The sequence below is a fragment of the Nonomuraea terrae genome (genome assembly GCF_004348995.1).
Classification (GTDB): Bacteria; Actinomycetota; Actinomycetes; order Streptosporangiales; family Streptosporangiaceae; genus Nonomuraea; species Nonomuraea terrae.
Genome location: NZ_SMKQ01000033.1, coordinates 17,288 through 36,788, shown reverse-complemented (window position 1 = coordinate 36,788; position 19,501 = coordinate 17,288). Strand labels below are relative to the sequence as shown.

At 71.6% G+C, this 19,501-nt stretch carries 21 protein-coding genes; 10 read left to right on the top strand and 11 right to left on the bottom strand.

The window, feature by feature from the left end; translation table 11 throughout:
• Nucleotides 1–334 precede the first annotated feature (334 nt).
• A complete protein-coding gene (locus E1286_RS14320; RefSeq protein WP_132612575.1) occupies nt 335–901 on the top strand; it encodes a C40 family peptidase in 567 nt (188 codons plus the stop codon).
• 224 nt (nt 902–1,125) lie between these two features.
• Here E1286_RS14320 and E1286_RS14315 read toward each other — a convergent pair whose 3' ends face one another.
• Nucleotides 1,126–1,395: a hypothetical protein gene (locus E1286_RS14315; RefSeq protein WP_132612573.1), complete on the bottom strand. Its 270-nt coding sequence runs from the start codon at nt 1,393–1,395 to the stop codon at nt 1,126–1,128.
• Nucleotides 1,396–1,794: 399 nt separating this feature from the next.
• Here E1286_RS14315 and E1286_RS14310 point away from each other — a divergent pair, with 399 nt between their 5' ends.
• Nucleotides 1,795–2,292: a hypothetical protein gene (locus E1286_RS14310; RefSeq protein ID WP_132612571.1), complete on the top strand. Its 498-nt coding sequence runs from the start codon at nt 1,795–1,797 to the stop codon at nt 2,290–2,292.
• A gap of 65 nt (nt 2,293–2,357) precedes the next feature.
• On the opposite strand, the gene E1286_RS14305 is transcribed toward E1286_RS14310, so the two are convergent.
• Entirely contained in the window at nt 2,358–2,804 is a 447-nt protein-coding gene (locus E1286_RS14305; protein WP_132612569.1) for a MarR family winged helix-turn-helix transcriptional regulator, read from the bottom strand.
• Entirely contained in the window at nt 2,801–3,418 is a 618-nt protein-coding gene (locus E1286_RS14300) for a DJ-1/PfpI family protein (RefSeq protein WP_132612567.1), read from the bottom strand. Before E1286_RS14300 ends, E1286_RS14305 begins: the two co-directional genes overlap by 4 nt.
• Before the next feature lie 61 nt (nt 3,419–3,479).
• Here E1286_RS14300 and mads6 point away from each other — a divergent pair, with 61 nt between their 5' ends.
• Complete coding sequence (mads6, locus tag E1286_RS14295; protein ID WP_132612565.1) at nt 3,480–4,826, top strand: methylation-associated defense system protein kinase MAD6; 1,347 nt, start codon at nt 3,480–3,482, stop codon at nt 4,824–4,826.
• A complete protein-coding gene (locus tag E1286_RS14290; protein WP_132612563.1) occupies nt 4,823–5,344 on the top strand; it encodes a GNAT family N-acetyltransferase in 522 nt (173 codons plus the stop codon). The genes mads6 and E1286_RS14290 overlap by 4 nt, the downstream gene beginning before the upstream one ends.
• Nucleotide 5,345: 1 nt before the next feature.
• Here the strand turns inward: E1286_RS14290 and E1286_RS14285 are convergent, their stop codons facing one another.
• Nucleotides 5,346–8,051 (bottom strand): AfsR/SARP family transcriptional regulator, encoded by a 2,706-nt coding sequence (locus tag E1286_RS14285; RefSeq protein ID WP_132612561.1) that lies wholly within the window; start codon nt 8,049–8,051, stop codon nt 5,346–5,348.
• 112 nt (nt 8,052–8,163) lie between these two features.
• On the opposite strand from E1286_RS14285, the gene E1286_RS14280 reads away from it, so the two are divergent.
• Nucleotides 8,164–9,087 carry a M23 family metallopeptidase gene (locus tag E1286_RS14280; RefSeq protein ID WP_132612559.1) on the top strand — a complete coding sequence of 308 codons (924 nt, stop codon included), beginning with the start codon at nt 8,164–8,166 and terminating at the stop codon, nt 9,085–9,087.
• Nucleotides 9,088–9,099: 12 nt separating this feature from the next.
• On the opposite strand, the gene E1286_RS14275 is transcribed toward E1286_RS14280, so the two are convergent.
• Nucleotides 9,100–9,903, bottom strand: coding sequence for an FKBP-type peptidyl-prolyl cis-trans isomerase (locus E1286_RS14275; protein ID WP_132612557.1), 804 nt, complete (start codon nt 9,901–9,903; stop codon nt 9,100–9,102).
• 170 nt (nt 9,904–10,073) lie between these two features.
• Here E1286_RS14275 and E1286_RS14270 point away from each other — a divergent pair, with 170 nt between their 5' ends.
• Both E1286_RS14270 and E1286_RS14265 read left to right on the top strand, forming a co-directional pair.
• A complete protein-coding gene (locus E1286_RS14270) occupies nt 10,074–11,111 on the top strand; it encodes a DUF2293 domain-containing protein (protein ID WP_132612555.1) in 1,038 nt (345 codons plus the stop codon).
• A 10-nt stretch (nt 11,112–11,121) separates the two neighbouring features.
• Entirely contained in the window at nt 11,122–11,496 is a 375-nt protein-coding gene (locus E1286_RS14265) for an MmcQ/YjbR family DNA-binding protein (protein ID WP_132612553.1), read from the top strand.
• Here E1286_RS14265 and kynU read toward each other — a convergent pair.
• Genes kynU through E1286_RS14235 form a run of 6 tightly spaced genes read right to left on the bottom strand, consistent with a single transcriptional unit; the run spans nt 11,489 to nt 16,828 of the window.
• Nucleotides 11,489–12,685 (bottom strand): kynureninase, encoded by a 1,197-nt coding sequence (gene kynU / locus E1286_RS14260; RefSeq protein WP_132612551.1) that lies wholly within the window; start codon nt 12,683–12,685, stop codon nt 11,489–11,491. The genes E1286_RS14265 and kynU overlap by 8 nt on opposite strands.
• 4 nt (nt 12,686–12,689) lie before the next feature.
• Nucleotides 12,690–13,688, bottom strand: coding sequence for an amidohydrolase family protein (locus E1286_RS14255; RefSeq protein ID WP_132612549.1), 999 nt, complete (start codon nt 13,686–13,688; stop codon nt 12,690–12,692).
• Complete coding sequence (locus E1286_RS14250; protein ID WP_132612547.1) at nt 13,689–14,204, bottom strand: 3-hydroxyanthranilate 3,4-dioxygenase; 516 nt, start codon at nt 14,202–14,204, stop codon at nt 13,689–13,691.
• Nucleotides 14,201–14,632, bottom strand: a complete 432-nt coding sequence (locus tag E1286_RS14245; RefSeq protein WP_132612545.1) for a RidA family protein — start codon at nt 14,630–14,632, stop codon at nt 14,201–14,203. Before E1286_RS14245 ends, E1286_RS14250 begins: the two co-directional genes overlap by 4 nt.
• On the bottom strand, nt 14,629–15,426 hold the full coding sequence (locus E1286_RS14240) for a 2-keto-4-pentenoate hydratase (RefSeq protein ID WP_132612543.1): 798 nt from the start codon (nt 15,424–15,426) through the stop codon (nt 14,629–14,631). Before E1286_RS14240 ends, E1286_RS14245 begins: the two co-directional genes overlap by 4 nt.
• Nucleotides 15,419–16,828, bottom strand: a complete 1,410-nt coding sequence (locus E1286_RS14235) for an aldehyde dehydrogenase family protein (protein WP_132612541.1) — start codon at nt 16,826–16,828, stop codon at nt 15,419–15,421. The genes E1286_RS14240 and E1286_RS14235 overlap by 8 nt, the downstream gene beginning before the upstream one ends.
• Before the next feature lie 99 nt (nt 16,829–16,927).
• On the opposite strand from E1286_RS14235, the gene E1286_RS14230 reads away from it, so the two are divergent.
• From E1286_RS14230 to E1286_RS14220, 3 genes are all read left to right on the top strand, one after another.
• Entirely contained in the window at nt 16,928–17,632 is a 705-nt protein-coding gene (locus E1286_RS14230; RefSeq protein WP_132612539.1) for a dienelactone hydrolase family protein, read from the top strand.
• 119 nt (nt 17,633–17,751) lie between these two features.
• Nucleotides 17,752–18,228 (top strand): VanZ family protein, encoded by a 477-nt coding sequence (locus E1286_RS14225; protein WP_223189949.1) that lies wholly within the window; start codon nt 17,752–17,754, stop codon nt 18,226–18,228.
• Nucleotides 18,229–18,380: 152 nt separating this feature from the next.
• Nucleotides 18,381–19,133, top strand: coding sequence for a GntR family transcriptional regulator (locus tag E1286_RS14220; protein WP_132612535.1), 753 nt, complete (start codon nt 18,381–18,383; stop codon nt 19,131–19,133).
• Nucleotides 19,134–19,501: the final 368 nt, after the last annotated feature.

Below are 19,501 nucleotides of genomic sequence, written 5' to 3'. Positions count from 1 at the left end.
CAGCACGGGATACGCGTCGCCGAGAGCCATCATGGGCCGGCGATATTTCCGGAAACATCCGTGCGCATCATCGGCGTGTCACGATCCGGCCCCGACGCGACAGCCGGCAGCCCGCCGGCATTTTTCACGCCCACAAATCACCATCGATCTCGACATATCCAGAATGGTGGGGTTTTGTCCGGAATCGGCTGAACGGTAATTTTTCAGCTTATGGCCATATGTGCATCTCACGCGACCAAAGGACGTTTTATCCCCATAGAGGTGGCGGAATGATCGACCTTGCCACGTGCCGCACAAATCGGCACGGACGACCACGGGGAGCGCTGAATATGCCATGAATGCACTGAGGCCGCTGCTGCCCATAGCGCTGGCGCAGGCGATGTTGTTCACTTCGCAGTCCACCGCGGCGGCGGGCGCGCACGACTGCGCGACGACGATCTGCCGGCCGTCCGAGGCACTCGCCGCACGGTCGCCGGCCGGGGCCATCGTGGCGCGGGCGGCGATCGAGATGATCGGAATCCCGTACTCGTGGGGCGGCGGCGGTGTGCGCGGCCCCGGCTACGGGATCGGCAAGGGGGCCAGGACGTGGGGCTTCGACTGCTCGGGCCTGGCCGAGTACGCGTGGGCGCGGGCGGGGGTGATGATCGGCACGACCACGCAGGAGCAGTGGCGCTCCGGAGCCCGCGTCCCGAAGGAGCAGGCGGAGCCGGGGGACCTCGTCTTCTACGACAACAACGCGGACAGCCCGGGGCCCGAGCACGTGGGGATCGTCCTGGACGCCACCCGGATGGTGCACGCGCCGTACACCGGCCAGTCGGTGCGGGTGGACCCGCTGGAGCGGCGGACCTTCATGGGGGTGGTCCGGCCCGGCGAGAGCGCCGCCTTCACCGAACGCGGTTGAACGGACGAGGCCGCGCGGCCCCGGTCGTCCTGCAGTGATCGACCGGGGCCGCGCGGCGTCTGAGAACTCGGTGCGCACCAAGCCCGTGCCGTGGCTTCGCGACTTCCCACGACAGTTTCCCGTTCATCTCGCGGGCGCCCAGGAGGGCGACCTTGGCCGGGCGGTCCGCGGGGGTCCCACGGGAATCGCCGATCGGCCTCCTGTCCGCTCCGCGCGCGGAGCCGTCAGCTCCGGTCGCTGGCCTTGACGTCGTGGAGGTTGCTCAGGACGTTCGCGTTGACGTCCTGGATGTCCAGGATCGAGACGAGGTCGACGTACTTGATCGAGTCGTTCAGGACCTTGTTCAGCACCGACACGTCATTGAGGGCGCCGAACTGGCTCAGGATGTTCTGCCCCGAGTTGTACGTGTTGGGGCCGTCGGCGAGCGCTCCGGAGGCGGAGAAGCCGAGGGCCGCGGCCGCGATTGCGGCACCGGCCAGAATGCGACGGATCATGTTTTGTTTCCTCCATGGAACGGCGCGGAAATCCAGCGCCATAGTCGTTTTTGCAGGGCTGTGAGGTGCCGCCCATAACCATTGCGGCAGGCAGCTGAAACCGCAACCCAGATAGCCATCTTCGGGGTCAAGGCGACACCTCGATTTCTTGGTGCTGGGTTTTCCCGCCCTTCGGCGAAACGCGAGGAGAATCGTCGCCCGGAAATACCTGGGCCGGTTTAGTTTGGCTGTCCGCGAGAATTGCGTGGTGGCCGTTCACCGGCCTTTAGGAAACGATCGCCCGAAACTTGGGGGTCGTCGTACGCCGACCGGCGTAGCCGGGAAGCCCACTTCCGGCCGATGCCCCCGGCGGGCGGCGCCGTGACGATGGGCGTGGATTCCTTGAAGGAGGTGAGCGCGATGCGGCCACGTATCCGCAAGACGATTGTGGTCATTCACGTCATCGCGTCCGTCGCGCTGCTCGGCGAGGTGTGGGCGCTGACCGTGCTGAACACGGCGGCGGCGCTGACCGAGGACACTGGCCTGGCGCACGCCGCCTACGGGCTGATGCCTGCTCTGGTGTTCGCGGGCGGGATGCCGCTCAGCCTCGTCGCGCTGGCCACCGGCGTCGTGCTGGGCCTGACCAGCCGGTGGGGGGTGTTCCGGCATCTCTGGGTGGCGGCCAAGTTCGTGCTGCTGGTGGGGGTGATCTGTCTGGGCATGTTCCTGTTCGACCCCGAGGGGATGGCCGCGGCGACCGCGGGCGGGCGGGCCGCCGGCGACGCCCGTCAGTGGGGCCAGGTCGCCGTGCCGGCCACGCAGGCCGTCCTGCTGGTGACGGCCACGGCGCTGTCGGTCTTCAAGCCGCGCCGCAGGCCCCGCCCCGTCCAGGCGGCGGCCGTCACGGCTGGTCGGTGAGGAGGCCGGGGCCGATGACGGCCCTCACGGCTACTGGGCGAGGAGGCCGGGGCCGATGACGGCCCTCACGGTTGCTCGGTGAGGCCGTCGAGGGCCGCCGAGAGGCGCTGGAGCGCCTGGAGGCAGTCGCGCGCGGTCTCGACGCCCAGTTCGTCCACCAGGCGGTCGGCGAAGGCCTGGTGGGCGGGGACGATCTCGGCGATGGCCGCGCGGCCGGCGTCCGTGGGCTGCAGCAGTTTGGCCCGGCGGTGGGCCGGGTTGGGCCGGTATTCGGCCAGCCCCCGCTCCACCAGCAGGTCGGCGATCCGCTGAACACCCTGCCGGGTCATCCCCATGGCCCTGGCGATCCCCGCGACCGGCAGCGGCTCGCGCAGGACGGCCCCGAGGACCTGCCACCACGCCGCCGTCATCCCCACCGGCCGGGCCAGCCCCTCGGCCACGTGCAGGAACTGGCCGTTGAGCCGGAACGCCCCGAGCGCCAGCCCCGACAACAGCTCGGCGCTCTCGCTCATGCCGCCGCCAGCACCTCGAAGGCCGTCGCGTCGCTCCTGGCGAACAGCCGGAACCAGGCGTCGAGCACCTCGGGCCGGCAGACGTCGAGCCGGCGGAAGATCTCCCTGGCGAAGGCCACCGGCTCCGTCGGCCCGGCCGTGATGAGGTCGCCCCCGAGCACCGCGTCGGCGTCGACGTAGCGGGCGGCGCCGGCGTACCCCTCCTGGGCCATCAGGTAGTGCACCACCGCGCTGGTGTGGTCGCGGTCGTCGAGCAGCCCCTCGCGGGCGAGCCCCGCGGTGGCGCCGCAGATGGCCGCGACCGGCACCCCCGCCGCCAGGAACTCCCCCGCCTTGCGCGCGAACGGCGCCAGCGTGTCACCGGTGTCCCACAGGTCGGCGCCGGGAAGGATGAACAGTGCGCTGTCGGCCGGCGAGAGCTGGTCGAGCGTCAGGTCGGGGGCGACGCGCACGCCGCCCATGGTGACGACCGGGTCCGCGGTCAGGCCCACGGTGACGATCTCGTAGCCGCCGGGCTCGCGGTGGTAGCGCCCGCTGTGCAGGTGTGCGGTCGCGTGCCCGGTCTCCCAGTCGGCGAGCGTGTCGTAGACGGCGTGGTGAACGATTCGCTTCATGACAACATCTTGTCATTACGACAACATGTTGTCAATAGGAACCCGTGCGAGGATAGACGGCATGGCACAGATCGTCGGCGGAGGACGTCCGGTCAACGACGCGGAGCGGCGTGTGATCGCCTATCTGCGCGACCACGCCCCCGCCGACTGGCTGCTGCTGCACAACGTCGAGGTCCCGCGCGGCCACGACGTGTTCGAGGTCGACCTGATCGTCCTGACCGGCCACTCGCTCGTGGTGGTCGACGTCAAGGGCACCCGCGGCCGCATCGAGGTGTCGGGCGTGCGCTGGTTCCCGCCGCGCAGGGAGGCGTTCGGCTCTCCCGTGACGAAGCTGCGCGGCACGGCCAAGGCGCTCAAGGGCCTGCTCGTCTCCAGAGCCACGCAGCTCGAACGCGTCTACGTCGACAGCCTGGTCGTGCTCACCTCGCCCGACGCCGAGCTGGTCGACCCGGCCGGGCGCGACGCGGTCAACGTCACCGACCTGCCCCGCCTGATCGCCACGATGAGCGACGTCTCGCGGGTCAGGCGCGGCTGCAGCCCCGACGTACGGCCGTATCTGACGGCGATCCTCGACGCGCTCAACCAGACCGTGCGCCGCAGCGAGGCGCCGCCCCGGTTCGGCAACTGGGAGGTCGAGGAGCAGCTCGGCGGCGACGCCAAGGTCACCGAATATCGCGCGTTCAACGCCACGCTGCCGGGCAGCGAGACGGTGCTGCTGCGGGTCTACCAGGCCGACCCGCTGGCGGACAACGAGGCGCGGGCGGCCGAGCGGCAGCGCATCGCCAACGCCTACCAGACGCTGGCCCGCATCCCGCCCCACCCGTGCGTGGTGCGCTCGCGCGACTTCTTCGCGATCGACGACGAGAGCCGGTTCGTGCTGGTGCTCGACGACGTGCACGGCCAGGCCCTGCACCTGGCGCTGGGCCAGGGCGCCCGGCTCGGCGTGATCCAGGACCTGCTGAGCGGGCTCGCGCACGCCCACGCCAACGGTGTGATCCACCGGGCGCTCACCCCCGCGTCCGTGCTGGTCACCGACGACGGCCACGCGGTGCTGACCGGCTTCGACTACGCCAAGCCGGGGCCGCGCAACTACACCCTGGTCCACGAGCTGGGCAACGTGCTCGACGCCCACTACGTCGCGCCCGAGTGCCAGGAGCGGGCCGACCAGATGAGCACCGCCTCCGACGTCTACGCGGCCGGCGTCATCGCCTACCAGCTGCTCACCGGCCACCTGCCGACCAGCGCCGACGCCCACGGCCCCGACGTGCCCGAGGTCGTGCGCCGGATGCTCGACCACTCCCCCGGCAAGCGCCCGAGCGCGGCCGAGGCGCTCGCGGCCCTGCAGCACGCCCCGCTTCATGAGTCGCGGCTCAGACGGCTCGTCCGTCGCATAGTGTCCGGCTCATGACCATTCGCCTTCGACCTGTCAGCGAGAAAGATCTTTCCCTCCTCCACCGCCTCACGAGCGACCCCGAAGGCGGCGGCGAGTTCGAGTGGTACGGCTTCCAGAACCCGCACGCGATGCGCAAGCGGTGGGCCGAGGACGGGCTGCTCGGCGACGACCACAGCATGTTGATCATCGCGGACGGCGACGACCCGGTGGGCTTCGTCTCGTTCCGCAAGCGGGTCGCCAACCGGGCCAGCCACTACTGGGAGATGGGGCTGATCGTGGCCCCGGAGCAGCGCGGCAAGGGCCACGGCACCCAGGCGCAGCGGCTGCTCGCCCGCTACCTCTTCGAGCACTCGACGGCCAACCGCGTCGAGGCCTCCACGGAGATCACCAACGTGGCCGAGCAGCGGGCGCTGGAGAAGGCCGGTTTCACCCGCGAGGGCGTCCTGCGCGGTGCCGGCTTCCGGGCCGGCGAGTGGCGTGACGGCGTGCTCTACAGCATGCTCCGCTCCGACCTCGGCCCTTCGTCCGATTGATTCAGGCGGGCAGGTTGCGGCGCAGGGCGCCGGCGTGCCTGAGGTAGTCGAGCGCGAGCCCCGTGCGCCCGGCCGACCGGTGCAGCTCGCCGAGGAGCTGGGTGGCCGACGCCTCGCCGCTGCGGTCGCCCAGCTCCCTGAAGACGGCGAGCGAGCGTTCCAGCCCGGTGAAGGCCCGCACCAAATCGCCCTGGGCGGCCTGCAGCCCGGCCAGACCCTGCAGCGCGTACGCCCCGCAGTGCCGGTCGCCCAGCGACTCGAAGATCTCCAGCGCGTGCCGGTGGAACGACATCTCCCGGTGCAGCCGGCCCAGCTGCAGGCAGACGCAGCCCTCGCGGTGCGCGTCCCCGAGCTCCCTGGCCAGGAGGACGGCCCGGGTCAGCGACTCCCGCGCGCCGTGCTGGTCTCCTGACTGCAGGCACACGCGGCCGATGGCCTGGCGGGCGAACGCCTCGCCGTGCCGGTCGCCGATGGACAGGAAGACCGCCAGGGCCTGGCGGAAGCGGGCGAGCGCACGGGCGTTCCGGCCGCGGAACTGGGCGACCGCGCCGAGCCCGCAGATGGAGATGGCCTCGGCCCTGCTGTCGCCTAAATCGCGAAATATCCGGCGGGAGCGGGTGAAGCCGGCGGCCGACTCGTCGTACCGGTCCTGGTAGAGGTCCACCTGGGCCAGGCCCCTGAGCATGGCGGCCTCGCCGTACGTGTCGCCGGCCGCGCGGGCGGCGGCCAGGGCAGCCGTGTGCGTACGCCGCCACGTGCCGAGGTGACAGCGCAGATCCAGGTACGGCACCATGGCGGCGGCCAGCCCCCACGCGGGCTCCGCGAGCCCGAGCCCGGCCGCCGCCTCGACCGCGTCCGCGAGCGCCTCGTGCTCGGCCTCGAACCACGTCACCGGGTCGGCGGTCAGCCGTTCGAGCTGGTGCGCCGGCAGCGGGCGGCGCGGCGCCCGGTCGGCGGTGAGGCTGAAGACGGTGGTGGGCAGCCGGGCCATGGCGTGCTCGGCGGTCGCCGTCCACGCCGCCAGCATCCGGCTCACACCGTCGAGCGCGCCGCCGAGCCCGCCGTCGAGCCCGATCACGCCGTCGCCCAGCAGTGCGGGGCCGCGTTCGAGGGCGTGGCGGCCGATGAGGTCGGGCACCCGGTAGCGTGGCTGGCCCGCCGGGTCGGTGCCGACCGGGTCGAGCAGGTTGACGTCCACCAGCAGGTCGGTGACGTGGCGGCCGAGTGCCGCGTCGACCACCCAGCCGGGCTGGGCCCGCGCGCCGAGCCGGCCCAGCGTGCCGAGAGCGTGGGCGGCCTCGCGAGGCAGGCGGGCGTACCCGTGGTCGAGGGTGGCCCGTACGTCACCCAGTTCGGCGAGCCAGTCGTCCTGCAGCCGCTGCCGCAGCACCGCCAGCGACCAGCCGGAGCGGGCGGCCAGGCGGGCGCCCGCGTTCCTGACGGCCAGCGGCAGCCCGCCGCAGGCGGCCACGATGGCGCGGGCCGCCTCGCGTTCGCGCGCCACCCGCTCGGCCCCCGCCACCCGGCCGAGCAGCGTCAGCGCCTCCTCCTGCTCGAACGGCCCCAGCTGGACGCACACCGCGCCGGGCAGCTCGGTGATCCTGCGCCGGCTGGTGACGATCACAGCGCTGCCGTTGCCGGGCAGCAGCGGCCTGACCTGGGCGGCGTCGCGGGCGTCGGCCAGCAGCACCAGCATGGGACGTTCGGCCAGCAGCGAGCGCAGCAGCGCCGAGCGCTCGGGCACGGTCGGCGGCGGCTGCTCGACGCCGAGCGCCCGCAGCGCCTCGGCCAGCGGCCCGGCCGGGTCCCGGCCGCCGAGCTCCAGGTAGAGCTGCCCGGCCGGGTACGCCGTGCGCAGGGCGTGCGCCGCGTGCACGGCAAGCGCCGACTTGCCCACCCCTGGCGGCCCCGAGATCACCGCGACGGAGAACGGCCCGCGCAGCTCGGCCAGCGCGCCGGCCCGTCCGGTGAAGTCGGGCAGATCGGGCGGGAGCTGGCGGGGCGCGGCCGGGAGCGCGTCGTCCGCCAGGATCACCTCGTACGCCGCCCGCAGCCCCGCCCCCGGCTCGACGCCGAGCTCGTCCACGAGCCGGTCCCGCACGGCGGCGTACGTCCGCAAAGCCTCGGCCTTGCGCCCGCCGCGGTGCAGGGTCAGCAGGAGGTGCCTCCACAGGTCCTCGCGGTAGGGGTGCTCGGCCAGCAGCGCGCGCAGCGCGGAAACGGCGCCGTCGTGGTCGCCGCCCTCGATGCGGCGCTCGGCCAGCGCCTCGGCGGCGCGCAGGCGCAACGCGTCGAGGGCTTCGATCCTGCGGTCCCACAGCGGGCTGCCGGGCAGGTCGCACAGCGGGGCCCCGCGCCACAGGGCGAGCGCCCCTGCGTAGTCGCCCCGGTCGACCAGCTCCTCGAACACCAGCAGGTCGAGCGCGCCGCCGGGCACGTCGATGGCGTAGCCGCTACCGTCCGCGCGCAGCCACCCTGCCCCGAGGCCGGAGCGCAGCGAGCTGACGTACGTGCGCAGGTTGGCCTGCGCGGATCGCGGCGGGCGCTGCGGCCAGAGCACCTCGACCAGCCGGTCGGCGGAGACCACGCGGCCCGCGTCGAGCAGCAGGGTGGCGAGCAGCAGCCGCGGCTTCCTGCCGGAGATCCGGAGGGGACGCCCGTCGGAGCGCACCTCTAGCGGCCCGAGCACGTGGAAGGTGACCGTCATCCGCATCAGCTCCTCTACAGAGGCCTGACAGCTCTTTGTATCGGTTCTGGACGATTCTTGTACGGGCCGCGCGGACCCTGTTCTCAGATCTCCCTCGGGAAAGGATCACCCCATGAAGCTCAGCGGAGCAATGGCCGCGGGCCTCGCCCTGTTACTCACCCTCGCGACGGCCCCCGCTGCCGCCGCGGATCCCCAGCCACAACCGCAGCCCGAACAGGCCCAGGACCCGATCCAGACACTCGCCACGAACTTCCAGCTGCCGTTCCCCTGCGGCCAGAGCTGGACGGGCAACTCCAGCGCCAGCAGCGCGCACCAGTCGTATGAGATCGACTTCAACCGGGGCAGCACCGCGGACGCCGATCTCGGCGACCCGGTGGTGGCCGCCGCGGCCGGCACGGTGGCGATCTCCGCCCACCAGGGCTCCACGAACGGCTTCGGCAACCTGGTCAAGATCGACCACGGGGGCGGCTGGTCGACGTACTACGCGCATCTCAACACCCGTTCGGTCAGCGCCGGGCAGTCGGTCTCGCAGGGCCAGCGGATCGGCACCCTGGGCAACACGAGCCGGCCGGGCAACAACATCTCGCCTCACCTCCACTACGAGGTACGGCTCGGGAGCAGCTATCCGTCCAACATCCAGCGGGCGGTCTTCAACGGCGTCACGTTCGGGTACCCGCAGCAGACGCTCACCTCCCGCAACTGCGGCGGCTCGGCGAACCCGTACACGCCGGAGCAGGTCTGCGGCTCGGGCTACAACGTGATCGACTCGGCCGGCCTCACCGGCGGCACGGTCTACCTGCTCTACAACACCGGCAACGGCAACAACTGCGTCGTCACCCTCAAGTCGACCTCGGTCGGCACGGCCTCGGCGGTCAGCGCGTACCTGGAGGTGCAGGGCAGCACGAGACGGACGGACTCCGGCAACTTCGGCTACTACGCCGGGCCGGTCACCGCGCAGGCGGCGAGCACGTGCGTCAAGTGGGGCGGCTCGGCCGGGTCGTCGCGGTACGACAGCCCGTTCGAGCACTGCGGCTGACGCCCCCGGGCGCTAGGCGTGGCCGATGGTGTCGAGGACGTCGATGACGTACAGCATCGGCGGTTCGCCCGCCGACGCCACGGCCACGCGACTGCCCACCCGCTGCCCTGTGAGGGCGCCGAGCCAGGCCGCCGGCACGGCGCCCTCCTTGAGCGTGAACGCGCTGGGCCCTCCCCTCCGGTACGAGGAGTCCACGACGGTCCTCTCGGGCCACGACGCCGCCACGTACTGGACGACCACCTTCGACCCCGCCTCGACCGTGCGGCCCGACCCGTCGATGAGCGTGCGCGCCGGCTCTCCCGGCGCGAGGTCGGCCGGGACGACCGGCAGGGCGCGCCCGACGAGGCGGGCGTCCGGCGGGTAGCCGCCGAGGATGTCGAAGACGAGCACGAGCATGTCGGCGGGCGCGAGCCCGGTCAGCGGCACGTCGGGACCGAGGGCCTCGGCGGCCGGGCCGACCAGCATGACGCGGCTGCCCGCCGGCCGGCCGATGAGCGACTGCCGCCAGGTCTCCGACACCCGCCTGCCGTCGAACACCACGGTGGTCGGCTGGTTGCCGTCGTAGGTGCTCATGTACGGCTGGTTGCCGGACCAGCGGCGGATGTCGACGTCCGCGAGCACCACGTCTCCCGGGACCGTACGCCGTCCGGTGCCCATGGACAGCACGGTGATCCGCGGCGTGCGGCCGGGCTTGCCCTTGGGGATGGCGACCTTCGGCTTGCTGCCGAACTCGCCGGTGACGACGGGTTGCGTACCGCCCTCCGCCACGCCGCACGAGGTGGCGAGGATGAGAAGGGCGGGCCAGAACAGACGCACGATTTCCTCCAGGCCCGTGGTTCTGCGGGGCCGAAGGGGTTACTTGCCGCAAGTCGTACAAGGAAAGCCGCGTCACGCGCAAAGGCGCGGGAAACTAGGGCCGTGAGAGAGCGGAGCGAGCGAACCGACAGACACAGCGCCATGCTCACCGGGCCGACGGAGCAGGCCCGGTGAGCAAGCCCAACCTGGCGCGCCGGGTCGCCGAGGCGGCCGAGGTCGCGCTGACCACCCGGAAGTACGTGACATTCATCGACGTGGTGACGGGCCTGCGCTGGCTGCACTCCCGCCACGTCGACATCTGGCGGCAGGGCCGGGCGGCCACGCTGGCCGAGCTGGCCGCGGTCGACGAGGAGCGCCTGCTCACCACGGCCGTCCTGCTGCGTGACTGGGCGCAGGCCAAGGGTCTCAAGCCGGTGGAGACGCCGTACGTGGCCGGCACCCGCGACCGGCGCGAGCTGCGTTTCACCTCGGGGCCGGAGCAGGAGCCGTTCCGGGTGCACTGGCTCTCCCCCGACCTCGGCGAGGCCCGGGTGCGCCGGCTCACCGAGGCGCAGAGCAAGGCGCCCGACCTGGTCGCGGTGGCCCCACTCGACGCCTGGACGTGCGCGTCGTGCGGCGACACCGGCCCCTACCTGATCATGGAGGACGACAGGCCCCACTGCCTGACCTGCGCCGACATGGACCACCTGGTGTTCCTGCCGTCGGGCAACGCGGCGCTGAGCCGCCGGGCCAAGCAGGAGAGCGGCCTGTCGGCGGTGGTGGTGCGCTACAACCGCCGGCGCAAGGTCTACCAGCGTGTCGGCGTGCTGGTGGAGGAGGCGGCGCTGGCCGCGGCCGAGGAGCGCTGCCTGGCCGACGAGGAGGTACGGCAGCGCCGCCGCGAACGCGACCGCGAGCGCAGGGAGCAGCAGGACGTCGACTTCCAGGCACGGATGGCCGCCGAGATCGCCCGGCTGTTCCCGGGCTGTCCGGAGGAGCGGGCGCGGAAGATCGCCGGGCACGCCGCCCAGCGCGGCAGCGGCCGGGTGGGCCGGACTGCGGCGGCCAAGGCGCTCGACGAGAACGCCATCACGCTCGCCGTCATCGCCTCGATCCGCCACCTCGACACCGACTACGACCGTCTGCTGATGGCGGGCGTGCCCCGCATGGAGGCCCGCGACCGCATCAGGGACGCCATCGACCGCAAGCTCACCGAGTTCCGAGGTTAGGGGCGCGAACATGAGCGACTGGCACGAGACCCGCGAAGAGCTCCGAGCGTTCGCGCTCGGGCTGCCCGAGGCCCGCGAAGATCACCCGTGGGGCGACACGGTGATCAAGGTCGGCAAGAAGATCTTCCTCTTCCTCGGCGTGGACGAGCCGACCGACAAGTGGCGGCCGACGTTCGGCGTGAAGCTGCGCTCGGCGGCGCACGGCCACGCGCTGAGCGTCGAGGGCGCGGCCCCCAGCGGCTACGGCCTGGGCAAGGCGGGCTGGGTGACCGTGCCGTTCCAGGCGGAGCTGCCGCCGTCGGAGGTGCTGCGCGACTGGGTCGAGGAGAGCTACCGCGCGGTCGCGCCCAAGCGCGCGGTCAAGCTGCTCGACGAGCTCAGGTGACCGACAGCCGGCGGGCGTACTTCTCCTGGCGCCAGAGCTCCTCGCCGAGCACCTCCAGCAGCGTGGCGGCGGCGTCGTGGACGTCGGTGTAGGAGGTGTAGAGCGGCGCGAAGCCGAACCGGAGGATGTCGGGCGCCCGGAAGTCGCCGTGCACGCCGCGGTCGATCAGCGCCCGCATCACCGGGTAGCCGTCGGGGTGGCGGAAGCTCACCTGGCTGCCGCGCGCCTGCGGGTCTGCGGGCGAGGCCAGCTCCAGCGCGTCGCCGACCAGCTCGACGAAGAGCGAGGTCAGAGCCATGCTCTTGGCCCGCACCTGCGCCATCGGCACGCGTTCCCAGATGTCGAGCGCCGCCTCCAGGGCCGCGAACGACACCACGTGCGGCGTGCTCACCGCGAACCGCCTGATCCCCTCGGCCGGGCGGAAGCCCTCCTCGAACGCGAACGGCTCGGCGTGGGCGAACCAGCCGGACAGCACGTTCTCGGCGGTGGCGTGGTGGCGCGGGTTCACGTAGAGGAACGCGGGCGCGCCGGGCCCGGCGTTCAGGTACTTGTACGTGCATCCCACCGCGAAGTCGGCTTCGGAGACGTCCACCTCCATGACGCCGGCGCTGTGGCACAGGTCCCAGACGATGAGCGCCCCGGCCGCGTGCGCCTCGGCGGTGACGGCGGGTACGTCCTGGCGGGCGCCCGTCCGGTAGTCGACCTCCGACAGCAGCACCACGGCCGCGTCGTCGAAGCGCCGCTCGGCGAGGTCGCGCACCTCGTAGCCGCCGAGCAGCCCGGCCAGCCCCTGGACGATGTAGTGGTCGGTGGGGAAGTTGTGCACCTCGGAGACGATCACACGGCGGTCGGGCCGCAGCCGCAGCGCCGCCGCGAGCGCCTGGAAGATCGCGATGGAGGTCGTGTTGCCCGCGACGACCTGGCCGGGGCCCACGCCGATCAGCGGGGCGATCCGGTCGCCGGCCCGCAGCGGCTGGTCGTACCAGCCGGCGGTGTTCCAGCCGCCGACGAGCTCCTTGCCCCATTCGTCCTCGACCGTCCGCCGTACCCGCTCGGCGGTACGGCGCGGCAGCGCGCCTAGCGAGTTGCCGACGAGGTAGACGACACCCTCGGGGAGCACGAACTCGTCCCTGAACGCCCGCAGCGGATCGTCGGCGTCGAGGGCGAGGCAATGGTGACGATCAGGCACCGGATCACTCCTGTTCCGTTTTCACCCCATTGTCGCAACCCAGGAACACCTCGGCGTTGCCCCCGAGCAGCTTGGCCCTGGCCGTCTCCGACAGGAAGCCCGCGCGCCGGATCAGCCCGCCGGACGGCGACTCCCCCAGCGGGTACGGGAAGTCGCTGCCCAGCATCACGTGGTCCGTCCCCAGGGTGTCGACCAGCAGCCGCAGCGCGCGCTCGTCGAAGACCGCGGAGTCGACGGAGAACCGGCCGAGGTAGTGGGACGGCGGGAACGCGGAGACGCCGACCACGCCGGGCCTGCGGTGCCAGGCGTTCTCGAACCGGCCGAGCCAGAACGCGAACGAGCCGCCACCGTGCGCGAAGCAGATCCGCAGGCTGTCCGGCACGCGGTCGAACACGCCGCCGAGGATCATCGCCAGGATCGACAGGTGCGTCTCGGCGGGCATCCCGACCAGCCACTGCGCCATCCACCGGGTGACGCGCGGTCCGGCGGGCATGTCCCACGGGTGCACGAAGACGGGCACGTTCCGCGCGGCGCACTCCTGGAGGAACTCCACCACGCCTGGGTCGTCGAGGTCGCGGTCGCCGACGTGGTTGCCGATCTCCACGCCCCGGTGCCCGTTCGCCAGGCACCGGTCGAGCTCGGCGCAGGCCAGCCCGGGGTCCTGCAGCGGCACCTGGCAGAACGGGATCAGCCGCTCGTCCCGGCAGATCTCCAGCGCCAGGTCGTTGAAGACCTTCGCGATGCGCACGCCCTCGGCGGCCGGCCGGTCATAGCCGAAGAAGACCGGTGTGGGCGAGACGACCTGCCGGTCCACGCCGTCGCGGTCCATGCGCTCCAGGCGGACTCGCGGGTCCCAGCAGTCGTCCCGGATCGTGCGGAACTCCCGGTCGCCGACCAGGATCGTCGCCTCACGCCCGGAGTCGACCCTCAGCCGGGGAGCCCCGGGCCAGCCCAGCTCGGGCCAGCCCCGGGGCACGTAGTGCGTGTGGACGTCGGTGACCATTCAGCCCTTGCCCGGGTGGAGCGCGCCGCACCGGCCGCAGGTGCGGGCCCGCTCGTCTCCGTAGAAGGCCTCGAAGACCGGCGGCAGGTCCTTGACGATGTCGCGCACCTGCAGCTCGACCTCGTGGACGAGGGCGCCGCACTCCATGCAGTACCACTGGTACCTCTCCAGTGTGCCCTCCGGCCTGACGCGCTCGACCACCAGCCCCACCGACCCGGCCTCCGGCCGCTGCGGCGAGTGGGGCATGCGCGGCGGCAGCAGCCACATCTGGCCTTCGCGGACGTGCACGGTCTCGGGCCCGTTCTCGGTGACGACGTTCACGTGCATGTTCCCCCGCACCTGGTAGAAGAGCTCCTCGTACGGGTCCACGTGGAAGTCGGTGCGGCTGTTGGGGCCGCCGACGACCATGACGATGAAGTCGTCCGCCTGCTCGAAGACCACCTTGTTGCCGACCGGGGGCTTGTGCAGGTGGGCGTGCTCGTCGATCCACTTCGTGAAGTCGATGGGGGAAATCATGATCGCTCCAGGGGGTGGTAGGCGACGGCGCGCATCTCGATGAGCAGATGGGGGTGCGGGAGCTGGTGCACGGCGACGGTGGTGCGGGCGGGGCCCTCTTCGTCGAAGAACTCCGCGTAGACCTCGTTGTAGCCGCGGAAGTCGTTCATGTTGACCAGGTATGTGGTGATCTCCACGAGGTCGGCCAGCGAGCCTCCGGCGGCCTTGAGGATGTCGCCGACGTTCTCGATGACCGCCCGTGTCTGGGCGCGGATGTCGAGGGTCGTGGCGCCGTGCTTGTCGACCTCGACGCCCACGAACGTGTCGTCGGGGCGGCGACAGCTCGTGCCCGAGAGGTACAGGAAGTCACCGGCCCTCTTGACGTGCGGGAAGCGCCCGCGCGGGGTGGCCTTGCCCGGCACGCGGATGGCCCGGGCCCGCTCCCTCACGTGCCGAACACCGCACGTACGGCGCCCAGCCCCTCGATGCGCGCCTCGAACACGTCTCCGGGCCCGGCGGACACGACCGGCCCGAGCGCCCCCGTCAGCACCACGTCGCCGGCCCGCAGCGGGTAGCGCGTGCGGCCGAGCCGGGTGGCCAGCCAGGCGGCGGCGTTGAGCGGGTTGCCCAGGCAGTCCGCGCCGGAGCCGGCCGAGACCTCCTCGCCGCCGCGCGTCATCGTCATCGCGGCCGCCCGCAGGTCGAGCCCCATCAACGGCATCGGCGTGCCGCCCAGCACGAACGCGCCCGCCGAGGCGTTGTCGGCGATCGTGTCGGCCTCGGTGATGTCCCAGTCGGTGATCCGCGAGTCGGCGATCTCGATCGCGGGCAGCGCGAACTCCACCGCCCTGATCACGTCGACCACCGTGAACGGGCCGCCCTCCAAATCGCGGCCGAGCACCAGCGCCACCTCGGCCTCGGCGCGCGGCTGCAGGAACCGCCCGATCGGCACGGGCAGCCCGTCGCCGTAGCACATGTCGGCGAAGAGGATGCCGAAGTCGGGCTGCTCGACGCCGAGCTGGCGTTGCACGGCCAGGTTGGTCAGGCCGATCTTCCTGCCTACCGGCCGCCTCCCCTCGTCGAGCGCCCGTCTCGTGCCGATCTCCTGGACGGCGTACGCGTCGGCCGCCGTGCTGACCAGGTCCCTGATCGGCGCGCACGGTTCGCCGGAACGCGCTGCCTCGGCCAGCCGGTCGGCGGCCTGGGCGGGCACGTCCACCGCCTGGGACCATTCGTCATGCATCCGATTGCTCCAGTTTGATGGTGATCGTGGTGGGTTCTGAGTAGAAGTCGAGCGACCGGGCGCCGCCCTCCCGGCCGATGCCCGACAGCTTGACGCCGCCGAACGGCGTGCGCAGGTCGCGCAGATACCAGGTGTTGACCCAGACCAGCCCGGCCTCCAGCCGCTGCGCCACGCGGTGCGCCCGGTCGAGGTTCGTGGTCCAGAGCGTGGCGGCCAGGCCGTAGTCGCTGCCGTTGGCGAGGTCGATCGCCTCGGCCTCACTGTCGAACGGCGCGACGTGGCACACGGGACCGAAGATTTCCTCGCGATTGAATCTCGACCATTCCGACAAGCCTGCCACTACTGTCGGTTCCACGAAATATCCGGAATCGCGGTGATCGTTGAACACCGGGACGCCGCCTCCCGTGAGCACCTTGGCTCCCTCCGAGCGGGCCAGGGCGTAGAAGGACAGCACCTTGTCGCGGTGTTCCGCCGAGATCATCGGCTGCGGCTCCACCTCCCGGGCGCTCTGGGCCAGCCTGCCGCAGAACTCCTCGAAGATCGAGCGTTGCACGTAGAGGCGCTCGGTGCACAGGCAGACCTGCCCGCCGTTGGTGAAGACCGACCGCGCCGTGCCCTCCACCGCCCGGTCGAGGTCGCAGTCCTCGAAGACCAGACCGGCGTTCTTGCCGCCCAGCTCGAACGAGATCGGCTTGACCCGCTCGGCGACCGTCCGCATGATCGCCGTCCCGGTGGCGGTCGAGCCCGTGAACGTGACGGCGTCCACGCCGGGGTGCTCGACGAGGAGCCGGCCGGCGGAGCCGTACCCGAAGATGATGTTCACCACGCCGGGAGGGAGGCCGGTCTCGGCGCAGATCTCGGCGAACACGGCGGCCGAGCCCGGCGTGTGCTCCGACGGCTTGACCACCACGGTGTTGCCCGAGACGAGGGCGGGCGCGAGCTTCCAGGTCATCAGCAGGAACGGCAGGTTCCACGGGACGATCACCGCGACGACCCCGAGCGGCCTGTGCACGGTGTAGCTGAGCACGCCCGCCAGGTGGAAGGCGTCGTCCGGCCGCTGGGCGGCGATCTCGGCGAAGGCGCGGAAGTTGGCGATGCCCCGGGGGATGTCGAGGGTGCGGGTCTGCTCCAGGGGTTTGCCGGTGTCGGCGATCTCGGCCGCCACCAGGTCGTCGAAGCGCCGCTCGATGCCCTCGGCCAGGCGGCGCATCCAGCCGGCGCGCTCGCCGACGGGCAGCGCCGCCCAGTCGCGCGCCGCCTCCCTGGCCGCCCGCACCGCCCGGTCGGCGACCTCCGGGTCGGCCTCGTGGACGTGCCTGACCACCGCTCCGGTCACCGGGTCGTGGACGGGAAAGGACTTTCCGGCGGCGAGCGGCCCGCCGCCGATGAAGTGGGTCAGCACAGCGCTCTCCTCATGTCTGCCTCCCTTCCGGGACACGGAACCTCTCCTGCGCATCGTCTCGCCGGATCGCTGAGCGCGCCATGCGCGATGCTGGTGGACATGCGGACCCGTACCGATCACATCACCGCCCACGACGGCTCCTTCGACGTACGCCTGTGGCTGCCGGACGCGACGTCCGGCCCCGCCCTGGTCCTGGTCCAGGAGATCTACGGCGTGGGGCCGTACATCGAGAAGGTGGCCACGGAGCTGGCCGGGCGGGGCTACGTGGTGGCCGCGCCCGACCTGTTCTGGCGGTTGACCCCCAACTGGCTGGCCGAGCACACGCCGGAGGGCACGCAGGCGGCCATCGAGCTGTCCAAGGGCTTCGACCTCGCCCACGGGGTGTCCGACTGCGCGCTCACCGTCTCCCATCTGCGGGCGCTGCCGGGGGTGGACGGCCGCGTCGGCGCGGTCGGCTTCTGCCTGGGCGGCTCGGTGGCGTACATGCTGGCCACCCAGATCGAGCTGGGCGCGGTGTTGTCGTTCTACGGCTCGGCCGTGCCCGACGCGACCGGGCTGATGGAGCGCATCGCCGCGCCGCTGCTGCTGGTCTTCGGGGGCAGCGATCCGTACATCCCGCGCGAGTGGGTGGCCGCCGTCGAGCGGGCCGCCGCGGGCCGGCCCAACGTCGTCGTGCACGTCGAGGAGGAGGCCGGTCACGCCTTCCACAACAGCGAGGCGCCGATGTTCCACCAGCCGGCGCCGGCCGAGCGTGCGTGGGCGGTGGCGACGGCCTTTCTGGCCGAGCATCTGCCGGCCGGGTGACCTGTCCGGAAGGACAGCTTCCGGTACCCCTAGATCATCGGGATGATGGCCGGATGGCGCACACATGGGAATTGTGGGGAAATGTCATTATTGCTGGTACTTTTACCGCCCTTCTGGCGGTGCCGGCGATCATGGCGCTCTCCCGCCGCCGTGCCCGCGCCGGCCACCCCGCACCCCTGCGTACGGCCCTCGCCGACGTCGGCATCGTGGTCGGCACCACGCCCTGGGTCTGGATGATCCTGACGCCCTCCGACGGCCCGACAGGCGTCGGACTGATGCCGTTCCACGACCTCGCCGACCTGGCGGGGGCGCCGTGGCAGACGGTCTTCGTGCAGGTCGGAGGCAATCTGCTGGTCTTCGCCGCGCTCGGCGCCCTGCTGCCCGTACGCAGCCGCGCGCTGTCGTCGGCCGCCCGCGTCGCGGCCGTCGCGGCGGCGTTTTCGGTCACCGTCGAGGCGCTCCAGTACGCGCTGAGACTGGGCCGATTCTCGTCCGTGGACGACGTGCTGCTCAACACCGCGGGCGCCGTGATCTTCTCTTTGGTTACCCACCGCTGGTGGGCCGGTCGAGATCCGGCTGGGACCGTTCCACGATAACGGCCCGCTGAAACACTCCGTAGTTCACCACATAGGCACGATCCGCTCAAAAGAAGCTCGCGACCAACCTCTGTATCTGTGCGATCGTGGACAAGACGGGGCAAGTTCTCTGGAGACGCCACTACCTGGTTGGTGACAGAGGGTGATCAAAGTTGTCTGAATCCCCGGTACCCCACGAGCCCCCTATCTATCGACGCATCGCCGACGGCCTCCGCGCCCGGATTCTGTCCGGCGAACTGCGCGACGGGGACCGACTACCGGGCGAGAACGCGCTGATGGCCGAACACGCGATCGCCAGAGCCACCGCCAGGCAGGCGCTTGCCGTGTTGATCAACGAAGGTCTGGCGGTGCCCAAACGAGGCTCGGGGGTTTATGTGCGGCTGTTCAAACCGATCCGCAGGCACGGCTCACGCCGGCTGTCACGCGAGCAGTGGGGCCAGGGCCGGTCCATCTGGGACGCCGACACCCGCGGCCGGACGTTCAGCGTGGACCGCGTGGAGGTGACGCTGGAGCGGGCCGGCGAGGAGGTGGCGGCCGTCCTGGAGAGCGGCCAGGTCTGGGTGCGCCGCCGCCGCTACTGCGTCGACTCGCGGCCCGTGCAACTGGCGACCTCGTACTTCCCCGCCCACCTCGTCGAGGGAAGTGCGATCACCCTCCCGGACACCGGACCGGGCGGCGTCTACGCCCGGCTCGGCGACCTCGGCATCCCGCCGGCCCACTTCACCGAGGAGGTGCGCGCCCGCATGCCGGGGCCCCGTGAGAGCGCGCTGCTCGACCTGCCCGGCGGCACACCGGTGATGGTGATCTCACGCACCGCGTACACCTCGGGCGGGGTGCCGGTCGAGCTCAACGAGATGGTCCTGGACTCGGCGGCGTACGTGCTGCAGTACGACTTCGACGCCTAGGTCACGACAGGCTATCCATCACGATCATTGAATTCTCTAGAGAGGTGCCGCATCTTCGGAAAGGAGATGGAAACCTCGCCTGGGGGTCCGGGAAGGGTGGACAGGATGTCCTTTGATCGGCATCTTGCCGAAATCGCCCGGGACTACCCCCAGTGGACCATCTGGCGGAGCGATGCCGGCCGCTGGTGGGCCACGAGACACCATCCGCTGAGCGCGGCGCAGCGCGATGCCGGATGCGCGATGACCATCGACGCGGACGACCCGGAGGGCCTGCGCGACCTCCTCCGGGACCAGGAGAGGCGGGCCGGCGAGCAGCACCCTCGGCAATCCGGCCCCGCCCCTCCTTGACGCGGGCCGTGGACCGTTCC